At 60.0% G+C, this 13513-nt stretch carries 15 protein-coding genes; 5 read left to right on the top strand and 10 right to left on the bottom strand.

Features of this window, described 5'->3' with window-relative positions:
• The first annotated feature begins 26 nt into the window (after positions 1 to 26).
• The gene (locus UM93_RS14350) at positions 27 to 1157 is read left to right on the top strand and encodes an FUSC family protein (protein ID WP_045076221.1); all 1131 of its coding nucleotides are present in this window, start codon (positions 27 to 29) and stop codon (positions 1155 to 1157) included.
• A 30-nt stretch (positions 1158 to 1187) separates the two neighbouring features.
• On the opposite strand, the gene UM93_RS14345 is transcribed toward UM93_RS14350, so the two are convergent.
• Complete coding sequence (locus UM93_RS14345) at positions 1188 to 1925, bottom strand: VOC family protein (protein ID WP_045076220.1); 738 nt, start codon at positions 1923 to 1925, stop codon at positions 1188 to 1190.
• Between the two features lie 138 nt (positions 1926 to 2063).
• Here UM93_RS14345 and radA point away from each other — a divergent pair, with 138 nt between their 5' ends.
• Together radA and disA are read left to right on the top strand one after the other, a co-directional pair.
• The gene (radA, locus tag UM93_RS14340; RefSeq protein ID WP_045076219.1) at positions 2064 to 3473 is read left to right on the top strand and encodes a DNA repair protein RadA; all 1410 of its coding nucleotides are present in this window, start codon (positions 2064 to 2066) and stop codon (positions 3471 to 3473) included.
• Between the two features lie 142 nt (positions 3474 to 3615).
• Entirely contained in the window at positions 3616 to 4692 is a 1077-nt protein-coding gene (disA, locus tag UM93_RS14335; protein WP_045076218.1) for a DNA integrity scanning diadenylate cyclase DisA, read from the top strand.
• On the opposite strand, the gene UM93_RS14330 is transcribed toward disA, so the two are convergent.
• From UM93_RS14330 to UM93_RS17260, 3 genes are all read right to left on the bottom strand, one after another.
• Positions 4689 to 5321 (bottom strand): hypothetical protein, encoded by a 633-nt coding sequence (locus UM93_RS14330; protein ID WP_045076217.1) that lies wholly within the window; start codon positions 5319 to 5321, stop codon positions 4689 to 4691. The two genes, disA and UM93_RS14330, sit on opposite strands and share 4 nt — an antisense overlap.
• Before the next feature lie 73 nt (positions 5322 to 5394).
• A complete protein-coding gene (locus UM93_RS14325) occupies positions 5395 to 5877 on the bottom strand; it encodes a hypothetical protein (RefSeq protein WP_045076216.1) in 483 nt (160 codons plus the stop codon).
• A gap of 34 nt (positions 5878 to 5911) precedes the next feature.
• Positions 5912 to 6994: a hypothetical protein gene (locus UM93_RS17260; protein ID WP_052663814.1), complete on the bottom strand. Its 1083-nt coding sequence runs from the start codon at positions 6992 to 6994 to the stop codon at positions 5912 to 5914.
• A gap of 104 nt (positions 6995 to 7098) precedes the next feature.
• On the opposite strand from UM93_RS17260, the gene UM93_RS14315 reads away from it, so the two are divergent.
• Positions 7099 to 8043 carry an HhH-GPD family protein gene (locus tag UM93_RS14315; RefSeq protein ID WP_045076215.1) on the top strand — a complete coding sequence of 315 codons (945 nt, stop codon included), beginning with the start codon at positions 7099 to 7101 and terminating at the stop codon, positions 8041 to 8043.
• 247 nt (positions 8044 to 8290) lie between these two features.
• A complete protein-coding gene (yczE, locus tag UM93_RS14310) occupies positions 8291 to 8902 on the top strand; it encodes a membrane protein YczE (protein WP_045076214.1) in 612 nt (203 codons plus the stop codon).
• A 46-nt stretch (positions 8903 to 8948) separates the two neighbouring features.
• Here the strand turns inward: yczE and UM93_RS14305 are convergent, their stop codons facing one another.
• The 6 genes from UM93_RS14305 to UM93_RS14280 all read right to left on the bottom strand — a co-directional run bounded on the left by UM93_RS14305 (position 8949) and on the right by UM93_RS14280 (position 13495).
• Entirely contained in the window at positions 8949 to 9437 is a 489-nt protein-coding gene (locus UM93_RS14305) for a PaaI family thioesterase (protein ID WP_199921761.1), read from the bottom strand.
• Positions 9438 to 9469: 32 nt separating this feature from the next.
• Complete coding sequence (gene dhaM / locus UM93_RS14300; protein ID WP_045076213.1) at positions 9470 to 10210, bottom strand: dihydroxyacetone kinase phosphoryl donor subunit DhaM; 741 nt, start codon at positions 10208 to 10210, stop codon at positions 9470 to 9472.
• Positions 10207 to 10839: a dihydroxyacetone kinase subunit DhaL gene (gene dhaL / locus UM93_RS14295; RefSeq protein ID WP_045076212.1), complete on the bottom strand. Its 633-nt coding sequence runs from the start codon at positions 10837 to 10839 to the stop codon at positions 10207 to 10209. The genes dhaM and dhaL overlap by 4 nt, the downstream gene beginning before the upstream one ends.
• A gap of 33 nt (positions 10840 to 10872) precedes the next feature.
• Positions 10873 to 11871, bottom strand: coding sequence for a dihydroxyacetone kinase subunit DhaK (gene dhaK, locus UM93_RS14290; RefSeq protein WP_045077514.1), 999 nt, complete (start codon positions 11869 to 11871; stop codon positions 10873 to 10875).
• Between the two features lie 177 nt (positions 11872 to 12048).
• Positions 12049 to 12822 carry a TetR/AcrR family transcriptional regulator gene (locus UM93_RS14285; RefSeq protein ID WP_045076211.1) on the bottom strand — a complete coding sequence of 258 codons (774 nt, stop codon included), beginning with the start codon at positions 12820 to 12822 and terminating at the stop codon, positions 12049 to 12051.
• A 154-nt stretch (positions 12823 to 12976) separates the two neighbouring features.
• Positions 12977 to 13495, bottom strand: coding sequence for an amino-acid N-acetyltransferase (locus UM93_RS14280; RefSeq protein WP_045076210.1), 519 nt, complete (start codon positions 13493 to 13495; stop codon positions 12977 to 12979).
• Positions 13496 to 13513 lie beyond the last annotated feature (18 nt).

Raw genomic sequence — 13513 nt, 5'->3', positions numbered from 1 at the left:
TATTGCGTTCCACATAGACTTAAGCCATGCCTGCCATCCGGCGCCCCCTGCCGAGCACAGCAAATTTTCTGCGTAACCGGAGCCAGATCGGGCTGCGGCGCAGCGGCGACTCGATTGTGCCCGCCATTCAAATGACCATCTGCGCGGTGGCAGCTTATGCCTTCGCGGAGTATGTGCTTGGGCACAGCGGACCGATCTTTGCCGCCACCTCATCACTTATCGCACTCGGTTTTTCCCGAGACCCTCGGTTGCGGCGCGTGCTTGAAGTGGCAGTTGGCTGCACCCTGGGCATCATTATGGGAGAGCTGGTACTGAGCTGGGCCGGAAGCGGAATCTGGCAGGCAGCAGTGGTGCTCTTCCTCTCCATTATGTTGGCCCGGTTTCTCGACGGTGGCGTCATCTTCGCCACCCAGCTCGGCCTACAATCGGTTTTGGTGATCCTGCTGCCACTGCCCACTGGCGGCCCGTTTAGTCGCAGCTTGGATGCCGTGGTGGGCGGTTGCTTTGCCTTGATCATCACGCTGCTGACCCCGCGCGATCCACGGAAGGAGCCACAGCAGGATGCCCGAAAGCTGCTCGCCGAGCTCAGCGAAATTCTGCGCGGTTGCAGCCAAGCGCTGGTGAATAGCGATTCAACCGCGGCCTGGCACGCCCTGGTGCGAGCCAGGAACGCCCAGCCACTGATCGATCAAATGCGCAACACGCTGCGCGCCTCTGGCGAATTAGCCAGCATTTCCCCCGCCTACCGGCGTTATCGCGGTGAAATTGTCTCACTCAAGGATTCGCTGGAGTATATCGATTATGCGATGCGCAACGCCCGGGTATTCACCCGTCGGTTGACCAGCACAATCAATAATGCCGCGCTGAGCGATACCGCTGTACAGGGCATCAGTCAGCTCCTGGAGGACGCTGCCAATGCGGTAGACCTGCTGGCGGTGGGGCTTGCCGAACGGGATGCCACCGCAAGTGCCGTGAATCTGCACAGCGCCCGCGCTGAACTGGTGATGGTGGCCGCTGCCTTGCACCCCAAGACGCTTGGTGTGCAACGCATCGAAGGCGAAACTCTGGTAATGCTGTTTCGACCTTTAATGGTTGACCTACTCGAAGCCGCTGGGATGGAGACCGAGGAAGCTAAGCAAGCTCTGCCAAAGATTTAGCCAAAGATCTAAGCTAAAAATCTCGGTGGCCTAGCGCGGCCCGAGCACGCAAAAATCATTGCCTTCGGAATCGGCCAGGCACACCCAGGGCACCTCGCCCTGCCCCAGGTCAACCTCGGTGGCACCTAGAGCCAGCAACCTACTAACCTCGGCGGCCTGATCATCACCCGAATAAGGCATCAAGTCCAGATGTACCCGGCCTGATTCGGCCCTTAGCACCGGTGTGCGGACGAATTCCAAGTATGGTCCGACGCCCTCTGCCGAGCGCAGCCTGGCATGCTCATCACTCAGCTGGTGAACCTGCCAGTCGGTTGCTTCGCCCCAAAATCGGGCCATTTCGCGCGGGTCGGCGCAGCTCACCAGCACCGCGGCGATCGGGCCGGTGTCCCGGTAGATCGATCGCGGCTCCAAAACCCTGAATAAATTGCCTTCCGGATCGGTCAAAGCGACCCAGGGCACCTCACCCTGGCCAAGGTTGGCCGGGCTCGCGCCGAGCTCGACTAAGCGCTTTACCAGCGCCTGCTGCTCGGCCACTGAACTGGAGTTGAGATCGAGATGGAGCCGGTATTTCACCGTCTCCGGATCCGGGACTTTGACCACGTCGATGCACAGTGCGCTCGGGTCCGGCCAATTGAAGTTCAGTGGCTCGACGTTTGTCACGCCGGGACCCTCGCTGGCAATTCCCCAGTGCAGGGCTTCCGCCCAAAATCTGCCGAGCGCCGCATCATCGCGTGCCTTGAAATTCACCTGAACTGGTCGCAATGCCATAACGCCGATCCTATCTCAGCCGCCCACAGTGCTACTCGCCCGGCTCTGAGCGAGCCAGATGCGCCAGACGCGCCAGACGCGCCAGACGCTGCAGCGCAACAACAGCCGAGCGTCGGTGCTAGTCGGTAGGCTCGTAATATGGCAAAAACTGCGGGCTCCGTTTCCGGCCGACAAGGCAGTAGTTCTAGGAGCAATAGTTCAAAGGGCAATGCCTTCAAGTGCACCGAATGCGGCTGGACCACGGCGAAATGGGTTGGTCGTTGCGGCGAATGCCAAGCCTGGGGCACCGTTGAGGAGGTCGGTACCGTTGTCGCGCGGACCACCGCAGCCAGCAGCGTTACGGTGCCGGCGAGCAAGATCGCCGATATTGATGCCACCGAATCCGCCTATTTGCCAACCGGTGTCGGCGAACTCGACCGGGTGCTTGGCGGCGGTGTGGTGCCCGGTGCCGTGGTGCTACTGGCGGGCGAACCCGGCGTCGGTAAGTCAACGCTGCTGCTTGACGTAGCCGCAAAGTTCGCCCGCAATAATGGCACCGTTCTCTACGTCACCGGGGAAGAATCCGCTGCCCAGGTGAAACTCCGCGCACAACGCATCAATGCAATGGCTGATTCGCTCTACCTGGTGGCGGAAAATGATCTCGGTAGCGCGCTCGGCCAAGTCGAGCAGCTGAAACCTAGATTGCTGGTGGTCGATTCGGTGCAGACTCTCAGCAGCGCGGAAGTTGAAGGTTCGGCGGGCGGCGTCACTCAGGTCAGAGAGGTCGCGGCCTCGCTGATCGCGGCGGCGAAGCGGCTGAATATGACTACCCTGCTGGTCGGCCATGTCACCAAAGAGGGCTCGATCGCCGGACCGCGCTTACTTGAGCACCTGGTCGATGTAGTGTGCCAGTTCGAAGGCGAGCGACAATCCAGACTCCGGATGCTCCGCGCCGCGAAGAACCGCTACGGTCCGACCGATGAGGTGGGCTGTTTCGATCTCAGCGAGCAGGGCATTGAGGGACTTGCCGATCCCAGTGGGCTCTTCATCTCACGCACCAAGGAGCCGGTCTCCGGCACCTGCATTACGGTCGCTCTGGAAGGTAAACGACCGCTGCTTGCTGAGGTGCAAAGCTTGCTGGCGAAGAGTTTGACCTCGCAACCCCGGCGGGCGACCAGCGGACTAGATTCCTCACGAGTGGCGATGCTTCTCGCGGTTTTACAGCAACGCACCAAAGCGAACCTGAGCGAGGTTGACTCCTATGTGGCCACGGTGGGAGGCGTAAAACTCACCGAACCGGCTACCGATCTTTCGATTGCGCTCGCGGTGATGTCAGCGAACACCGGCAAGCCGCTTCCGGCCCGGCTAATCGCCTTCGGCGAGGTTGGTTTAGCCGGCGAGGTACGACCGGTGCCCGGTATTAATCAGCGCATCCAGGAGGCGCACCGACTCGGTTTCAGCCATGCGGTAGTGCCTGCCAGCCCGCATGGGCCCGGTCCGGTGCCCGAGGGTTTCTCGGTCCGTGAGGTGCATCAGCTCAGCGATGCGCTCGGCCTACTTTTTCCCTGAGCGGCATAAACACTCAATCGTTCGCGGCCTTCCGCGCAAGACACTACTATGGGGCTATTGGCCGGGAACTGGTTCCACGGTCGATTTCAGTTGAATAAGCGCCGCCAACCATGGCGAGAGCGCTTGACGAAAAGGAGCGGCCATGGTTCGCAGCCCCGAAGACTCATTGCGGGCGACGCTGGCTCGTGTTGCGCCGGGAACCGGGCTTCGTGATGGCCTAGAACGGATTCTGCGCGGTCGCACCGGCGCTTTGATTGTCTTGGGGTTCGACAAAACCATCGAGTCATTATGCTCTGGCGGCTTTGAGATTGACATCGACTTCGCCCCCACTCGACTGCGTGAACTGGCGAAGATGGACGGCGCGATCGTCTGCGATAAAGACGCCTCAAAAATTTTGCGCGCTGCTGTCCAGCTAGTACCCGATCCGAGTATTGAAACCCAGGAGTCCGGCACTAGGCATCGCACCGCTGAGCGGGTAGCTATTCAGACCGGTGCGCCGGTAATCTCGGTGAGCCAGTCCATGCAGATCATTGCGCTCTACGTTGACGGCCTGCGCCACGTTCTGGAAGGTTCCGAAAAAGTGCTCGCCCGCGCCAATCAGGCCCTGGCCACCCTGGAACGCTACCGGGCCCGACTGGATCAGGTCACCTCCTCGCTTTCAGCTCTGGAGATTGAGGCGATGGTGACGATCCGTGATGTCGCGGTAATCCTGCAGCGCCAGGAGATGGTGCGCCGGATTTCAGAGGAAATCGCCCAGTATGTGCTGGAACTCGGCGTCGACGGACGACTGCTCTCGCTGCAACTGGATGAACTGACCGTCGGCCGCGGTCCGGGCAGCGAAATGGTGATCCGTGACTATTCAGCGGCCGAAACCGGTCAGGAAGACATCGACCTGGCGGTCGCTGCGCTTCATGAGATCGGCCCCACCGAGCTGATTGACCTGGCTAAGATCGCCGGTATCGTCGGGCTAATGGATAGCAATGGCTCCTTGGAGACAGTGATCCATCCACGTGGCTACCGGCTGCTTTCCAGCTTCAAGGCGGTGCCTAGAGCGGTAGCTGATCGCTTAGTGGAGCATTTCGATGGTCTGCAGAATCTGATGGCTGCCACCATTGAAGAGCTGATGGCGGTTGAAGGTATTGGTGAGCAACGCGCCCGCACCGTGCGGGAAGGCCTTTCCCGAATTGCCGAAGCGAGTTTGCTGGATCGCTTCCTTTAGGAGAGCAGCTTAAACACCGCTTTGCCACTGGTTTTGTCCCCCAGTTTCACGGTCAGGGTGTATTGCGCGTTCGCTCCCACGCCTGGCTTAGCCGCAACCGCGCTGCAACCGGCTACCGTGCGGTTTCTGGGCCATGGGAAAACAGCTTTCTCCGAGCCACCCGGGGCAATGGTCTTCTTCAAGTCGCTGGGCTTGTCCTGGCAGTCCTTGGAAGAAAAGATTCGGTCCTCTCCACTGAGCACCAGAAACTCCATTTGTGAGGTACCTACATTGACTTCGCAAGGCGCCTCACCTGAATTGCTGACGGTCAGCGTAAAGACCGGGTTCTTTCCGGCCGAATAGCTCGCTGCATCGGTGGTTGCCTTGACCGTCACCTTGCTCTGATCACAACTCGGCCTTGCCGATGACGCCACACTCGGTGTGGTGTCTTTCGGCGCAGCGCTGGGCTGAGAATTAGTCGGGTTAGGCGAGTCTGCAGCCTGAGGTTTGCTGAAATGACCAACCAACATACTGATCACCGCGACTAAGGCGGCAATCACCAAAATAGCCAGCACACCGACTACCAAACGACGACGCCGATAAACCGCGGCTGAGGGGCGGCGCGCTGGGCCTCCGTTGTGATTCGCCATATCTCAAGGTTACGGAAAAACTCCCTCGGGACTGACCTGCCCACGCCGCCTCGACCGGATTAGCTTCTCAGCTTCAGGCCGAGTAAACGGTGACCTCAGCACTGCGGATGATGTCCCGTACCGCGTCGACGTCGCGTTCCTGATTAGCCGGTGAAATAGATCCGGTGAGCTGCACAGTATCGGTGAACTCACCGCTTTGAATGCTGGCGACCGCCATCACCTGAATCAAAGTACCGACCTGGGGGTGTACAAAAACATACTCATGGACATGCCAGTCCTGGCCGTTGAGCGTAACGTCAACGCTATCGAAGAGCTCTACCTCATTGAGTTGAGAGGTCGCCTGCTCAATGCTTTCGGTGGCCTCGGCCAGGCTGCGCGGTGTGGCTAGTCGGGTGATACTAAGCACCAGGTTCGAGGCGAACTCTCCTGATTCCTCGGGTCGCACCCAGGCGGCCAAGGTGTCTTGCACGGCCCGAGGTAGCCAGCCCTCAGGAACTTCGACGCTAACGGAGGGGAAACCAGGAAACTGTGCCGAGGGGAAACGTGAAACTGTCATTGTCAGTCCTTCAAGCTTTGAATTGAGTAATGGTCTAGAACCAGTTGCCAGGGTTCATATTGGAGATGATCTTACGCGGTGAGATCTTGAGTTCGCCGCCCACCGTTGCGCCGATTCCTAGAGCTGCTCCAATTTTGAAATCCACCTTCACTTCATCATAGGTAATTGATGCGCTGGCTTTGGCACGCGCGCCGACACCGGCCATTGCCGAGGCATCCACGCCAGCTTCCATACCGGCGATTTGAGCCTTGGCGGAAGCTTTTGCTTCCACCCCGGCGAAGGCGTCGGCGTTCGCCGAGGCACTGATGCCGTCAAGGCCAATATGAGCTTTAGCATCTGCTCCGGCCCGCGCACCAGCGAAGGCACTTGCATCTGCGCTGCCCGAGGCCAGGCCGTAAAGCGCCGAACCACCTGCATGCACCGACGCCTCGGCCCCGGCCATCGCACTTGCCTCTGCTTTGGCATTCAAGCCCTCGGCCAAACTGGCACTCGCTTCCGCGCTAGCACCGGCTTTAGCGCCAATAAAGGCTTTAGCGTTGGCGTCGCCCTTGGCCAGTCCACCGGCCACCTCGCCGGAAGCCTTCGCTTCGGCACCTGCGCCGATAGCTGCATTAGCTTTGGCCTCCGCCTTCGCGGTGCCGTTCTCCACGGTGGCTCCCGCGGTCGCCTCGGTTTTAGTACCAGCCCACGCCTCCGCCGAAGCCTTTCCGGTCAGCGCGCCGCCCAGCGCGGAACCTTTAGCTTCGGCCTTAGCATGCGGACCCCAATAGTTCACGGTGGAATTTGCGCCTGTCCCGGCGGTGCCCGGAGTGTCCTTGCCACCGCTCGAACGGCCACCCGCACCGTCGACCGCTGAGGCCTGCTCCTGCTCTTTGGCTTGCTCGATCAAGCCCTTGCTGGTGTTGCGCAGCATATCGGTGGCATTCATCAACTTTGGTCGGAAAGTTGATGACCAATTCCCACGGAAGGCGTGGGAATCCGGGCCGCCCCAGCGCACACTGGAGATCCTCCCTTGAATCCCTGATGCCGCTGCTTCCAGTTTCTCAGCCGAGGCATTCATTTGGCGTGCTAGGTCCCGCAAATCTTCGGGATTAGCGCCAAGCATTTCGCCAGCCATTGGCTCTCCTTGGTCTGTACGTGTAACTCTGTGCGTGGTCGGTTAGCTGTTCAAAATAGTAAGTCTCTTCAAAAGATATTACGTTTGACTCGATGAGAAACGCCATGGATAGAACTCCCCATTCAGCGCTACCGCTGTTACAACGAAGCATTACCGACTGGTTTTCGGCGCATGCTCGTGAATTGCCTTGGCGCTCCCCCAACCGTACTCCGTGGGGAGTGCTGGTCAGTGAAATCATGCTGCAGCAGACCCCGGTGGTTCGAGTGCTGCCCCGGTGGCAGGAGTGGTTGGATCGTTGGCCGACGCCGGCTGCACTGGCCGCAGAGCCAGCCGGTGAAGCGGTTCGGGCCTGGGGACGGCTAGGCTATCCACGCCGCGCGCTCCGTTTGCATGCCGCGGCCAGCAAGATCGTCGCCGACTACGACGGCGTGGTGCCCGGCACCGTCGAGGAACTGAAGTCCCTGCCCGGGATTGGCGATTACACCGCCGCCGCGGTCGCCGCCTTCGCCTTCGGCCGGAAGGCCACCGTGGTGGATACCAATATTCGTCGAGTGGAAGCCCGGCTGTTTTCCGGCACCGCACTCCCGGCGCCGAGCTTGAGCGCGGCAGAGATGGCGCTGGCTGAGGCGGTGTTGCCCGAGGCAGTGAGTGACTCGGTGGATTGGAACGCCGCCGTAATGGAGCTCGGTGCGCTGATTTGTACCGCGCGCTCGCCACAATGCCAGGAATGCCCGGTACGCACGGAGTGCGCTTGGATTGCCGCCGGCGAGCCGGAGCCTAACTACCAGCCCAAAGGGCAACCCTGGGCCGGCACCGATAGACAGTTGCGTGGCGCGGTGATGGCGGTGTTGCGTGCCGCCGAGGCCCCCACCCCCTGGGAAGTTTTTTTCCGTCCCGCAGTGCAGCTCGACCAGGCCGAACTGAGCCTGCCGCTCAAACATCTCCACGCGCTAGAGAGCGAGCCGAGTCGTTTGGAAAACATTTTGGAAGGCCTGCTCAAGGACGGTTTAGCAGAACGCAGCGAGGCGGGCTTGGCGTTGCCTCGCTAGTAATAAGTCGCGGCTAGCTAATTACGCCAGCCTGGTGACGCCCGCATGCTCCGCCCACTCCAAATCTAGGGCCCGGAGCAAGCCGTCAATCGAGAAGTAGCCGAGCAATCTGATGAGAACCAACTAACATCAAACCAGTATTTCCGATCTGGCTATTAAATAAGAAGCCAGAGGTCGAAACTATTGAAGGATGACTACCCGGACCGCGAATCAACGGAACCGCCCACCTAACAACGGTCTTCGGCGCATGAACGCGATAGAACAGTGGCAGGCTGGTCGCAAAGCTCGTCGGATACTTCAATTAGTCCTAGGTCTGCTGGGTTATGGTGCTGCAGTGATGACGCTGGTGCAGTCCGGCCTGGGTGCTGCTAGCTGGAATGTCCTTTCGGAGGGAGTCAGCCACACCTTTGGCATCTCCTACGGCTGGGCCACAAATGTGATCGCGGTGCTGGTACTGCTGGCCTGGATCCCATTACGGGAGCTACCGGGTCTTGGCACCGTCCTCAATGTGCTGATGGTTGGGGCGGCGGCTGATCTGACTGCCACACTGTTGCCGCAACCAAGTAATCTGACCGTTCAGTTCGGTTATCTGCTGATCGGCACGGTGGCGCTTGCCTTCTTCGATGCGCTCTATCTGGGCGCGCAATTTGGCTCCGGGCCAAGAGATGGCATCATGACTGGCTTGGTGCGGATCACAGGCTGGCCCATCGCCGTGGTCCGTACCTGTATTGAGGTCGTGGTTGCTTTTAGTGGCTGGTTGCTCGGCGGTACCCTCGGCTTCGGCACGGTTATCGTCGCTCTGTGCATGGGCCCACTGGTGGCGACTTTCCTGCCGCGAGTAGCGGTCCGGCTCCGCTAGCCGAGCAGCAGCAAGCTCATCTCTCCACAGATCAGCGATAACAGGGTCATCGCCCCTTGCTCTTCTCACCACGAAGGGTCATCACTGTGCTGATTACCCGAGCTACATTGCTGCCATCGGAGCGCTTTAGCTCGCATTGGTATCTCGAAATTGTGTGGCCGACTTGGATCGGCGTGGCTTCGGCACTGAGGGTATCCGACCAGACCGGACGTAGAAAGTCTGCATGGAGATCAATGCTGGTGAAGGATTCACCTGGAAGCATCAAGGTGGAGTGTGCGGTGCCAATAGCCGCATCCGCCAGTTCTACTAAGAGCCCACCATGAATGGTTCCTTGCTGATTACCGTGTTGTGCGGGCTCGACGACGAGTTGCAAAAGTGCAGTACCTCGGCCAACTTGAACGATCTCAATACCGAAAAACGTGGAAATGGCGGTTGGGTACCTCATCTCAGAAAGGCCAGAGGAGTCCTTGCCTGCCAAGTGCAGTTCTAGCTGCCTAAGCACCGGCAATTCGGTTGGTTGCTCAGCTTCACTCACCGACTCAGGATATCTGCTTCCCCGACCACATCTTAGATCTCGCCGAAACCGCTCGTTACCTCACTCCGCACCAAATCAACGGCACGCTGTGCGTCCGGACCGCTTGCCGTCACCTGCAGCGTGGTTCCCTGCCCTGCCCCCAGGGTCATCAACATCATCACCGATTGCCCGTCAACCCCGTTGATCTCTATTTCGACGTTCATCGCACCGAGTGCGGCGGCCAAGGTCGCCGCTGGCCGAGCGTGCAGGCCCATCGGATTGATCAGTTCGACGGCGGTGCTGATCACACCGCTATTCGCTGCCGCGTTGGTCTGCTGCTGCCCTTCAGTGAGAGTCGAATCGTCGGAGGTCCCGCCCAGTGGACTGGTGCCGAAGGCGGAAACAACACCGGAGGCCGATTCAGCCGCACTTTGCACCGCAGCCAAAGCGGCACCGGATTGCGCTGCCACCGCAGCGGCTACCGCCCCCTCGACGACTGGGGCTTCCGCCAGCCTGATCGACTCTGGGTTTCCCAGCAGTTCCAGCGCGGTCTCAGCCGTCATCACTGCCGATCCTAAGTCGGCTAGTACCAGCACACCGTCGCCGACATCGGCTGTGGCAAGAGCGGACGATATTTTTGTCAGCGAGGTGCCCAGAGCCGATTGCCCGGCGGCATCCGCGTCCATTCCTCCGGCGGCTAAGATCCGCACCTCGGGTGCCATCTGCCCAGCTAGTTCAACGACGCCCTCAGCGAGCTTTTGACTGTGCGAGACGATTACTAGCGATACAGTCATGCCGCCTCCCGGGCAGTCTGAGCCGCTGCCCCAAGGAGCAGAGCGGTCGATTGCGCACCCGGGTCACGATGCCCGGCGCTGCGCTCCCCTAGGTAGCTGGCTCGACCCTTGCGAGCGACTAGCGGCTCGGTATCCTTGGCGCCTTGTTGCGCTGCCGCCGCGGCAGCGAACAAAACTTCCATCTCACCGAGGCCGTTCTGCACCGCCTCATCGGCCGCCTCGACGGCCGGCGTCCAGGCATCGATCATCGTCTTATCGCGAAGTTCCGCCTTGCCGCGCGCGACTATGCCGTCGCGGGCGGCGGTGAGCGCCACGGCAACGGTCTCGGCATCCCAGTTAGCGGCCGTGCTGGTAGCGGAAGCAGCACGCAGAAAAGCTGTTCCGTAAAGCGGTCCGGCAGCACCACCAACCACCGACATCAGGGTCATCGCAACCATCTTGAGCACCTCTGCGGGGGTGTTATAGACGACATCCAGTTTGGCCACTACCGCTTGAAACCCACGGTCTAAATTCTCGCCGTGATCGCCATCGCCGATCAGCCGGTCCAGCTCACTCAGCGCCATCCTCTGCTCGGCAATTATTGCGGCACTCGCCCGCATCCAGGCCACCGCCCAGTTCGTGTCCAACATGCATCTACCTCTTCCGGCTCTTACGGTCGCTTCCTAAACTCCCCAGCGCAACGCCGCGGTGTGCACCGGCGCATCCCACAACTCGGTGAGCTCCTGATCCAGCCGCAAAACGGAGATCGAACAGCCTTGCATCTCCAGGGCAGTGATGTAGTTCCCCACCAAGGAGCGCTCAATGGTAAATCCTCGCTCGGCGAGCAACTGGCTGGCCCTGCGGTAGACAATGTACAGCTCGCTAAGCGGAGTGCCGCCCATTCCGTTGACGAAAAGCAAGACGGACTCTCCTGCTGACAGATTCAGATCCGTCAGCACCGGTTCCAGCAAGCGGTCGGCGATGCCATCGGCTGCCTCCATTGGTATCCGATGCCGCCCTGGTTCGCCGTGAATGCCAATACCGATCTCGATTTCATCATCGGCCAACTCGAAACTCGGCACTCCGGCATGTGGGACGGTGCAGGCACTCAGCGCGACGCCCATGGTGCGCACATTGTCATTCACCCGCTGCGCAATCGCGGTCACCTGTTCCAGATCGTCACCGCGTTCGGCGGCAGCACCGGCGATCTTTTCGACCAGCACCGTGCCCCCGACACCGCGACGTCCCGCGGTGTAAAGCGAATCTTCTACCGCTACATCGTCGTTTACCAACACAGTGCTTACCTGCACACCCTCAGCAGTCGCCATTTCGGCGGCCATTTCAAAGTTCAGCACGTCACCGGTGTAATTCTTGACGATCTGTAGGACGCCGGCCCCCGAGTCGGCGGCCAAGGTCGCCGGGATAATGGCATCCGGTGTGGGCGAGGTGAAGACAGCACCGGGTACCGCCGCGTCCAGCATGCCAAAGCCAACATAGCCTGCATGCAAGGGTTCGTGGCCGGAACCTCCGCCAGAAACCAAACCGACCTTATTACTCTTAGTCTGCTTGCGACTGATGAACAGCGGGTCTGGGTGAATGCTCACCAGATCCGGATGAGCTAAGCCAAAACCTTGAACAGATTCACTGACCACGTTTTTGGGGTCATTAATGAGCTTTTTCACAGCCACCTCTCTCCCTCGCGAGCGTGTACTAAGCCTATCGCTCGAGGGCCCCACGTCGAGCCTGCGAGACGAGGGAGAGCAGTAGGCGCTATCCCCATGGGCTCCCGAAACTCGTACCTCGTCTCAGGCCCCTCGCCCACGTGGCCCCAGCTCGAGGGCCCCACGTCGAGCCAGCGGCTAATCTCGCAGTCTCGCCGCGACACCTTCTAGTACCAGCTCCATAGCGAACTCGAAATGTTCATGCTCGGCGCCGTCATCGTCGCTGAATGCGTTGGCTTGCACCAAAGGTGCCAGCTCAGGGAATTCTGCCGCGGGCAAGAGGCTGGCTAAGGCGGCCTCAAACCGTTCACTCTCGTCCCGGCTGCTTTGTTGATTGCGGCCCTGGCGCATATCGCGAGTAAGCCGGGCATTAGCCATCGCCAAGGAACTCAAGGTGAGCGCGGTGTTGAGCTTTTCCCTGCCGCTGAGCGCCGTGCCAGAAAGGGCCTGTAGTGCAGACTCAAGCCAGCGAGTCTGGAAGTAGGTCATCGGTGCGCTACCGATCGGGATATCGGTCACCCAAGAGTGCTCCAAGATCCGGTAATAGACCGCCTCGGTCCAAGCGCGGCACTGAGCCTGCCAGCCGTGAGCGAGGTTGATGCTCGCCGGCACCGCACCGAACCCGGCATCCAGCATCAGAATGAGGAGATCCTCTTTTGAGCTGATGTAACGGTAAAGACTCATCGCAGTGAACCCGAGTCGGTCCGCCACGCTCTTCATGGATACCGCGGCTAAGCCACCTCGGTCAGCCAGCTGGATCGCCGCCTCAACAATCTTCGCGACACTCATTCCCGGTTTGGGCCCCCGGGTGCCGGTGGGCACTAAACCCCAGGAAAGCGCCACCCCAGCGGGCAGCAGTTCAAGCGGAGTTAGCTCTGCCGGTGCACCGCTCGGTCGCGAAGTATTAGCCATCAAATCTCCCTGCCCGCGACCATTTCACACCATCTACTCAAATCGTTTACCCGCTACACAATACCGTGAGTTCGTGGTTTAGTCTCGGAATCGTTGGTAATTACTAGCGAATTAGAGACTAAACCACGAACTCAGCGGGAGCCAGCTGCGGGGTTTAGAGCACTCGGAGCATTCGGGTATTGCCGAGTGTATTGGGTTTTACTCGGGCTAGGTCCAAGAATTCTGCAACGCCCTCGTCATGCGAGCGCAGCAGTTCCGAGTAAGTTTGCGGGTCCACCGCCGACTGATCCGGCATCACCTCAAAACCGTGGCGGCGGAAAAAATCAACCTCAAACGTCAGGCAGAATACCCGGCTAATACCCAGTGCCCGAGCACGCTCAATCAGCTCCTCCACCAGGGCATGCCCGACGCCGCGCCCCAGCCAATCAGGTGCGGTCGCCAAGGTGCGAATCTCAGCCAAGTCCTCCCACATCACGTGCAGAGCGCCGCATCCGATCACGCCGTCGGCGGCATCCTGCGATGCGGCCTCGGCGACGAGCATTTCTTGAATGCCTTCGAAATAGGCGACTGTTTCTTTAGCCATCAACACTCGGCGCGCCGCCAACGGAGCAACTAAGGCCTTGATGCTCGGCACATCGGTGGTACGCGCTGGTCGAATATTGAAACTACTCACCTAAATATCTTAGGCATC

Source organism: Psychromicrobium lacuslunae, assembly GCF_000950575.1.
Lineage (GTDB): Bacteria > Actinomycetota > Actinomycetes > Actinomycetales > Micrococcaceae > Renibacterium > Renibacterium lacuslunae.
This window is presented reverse-complemented; position numbering and strand designations above follow the sequence as displayed.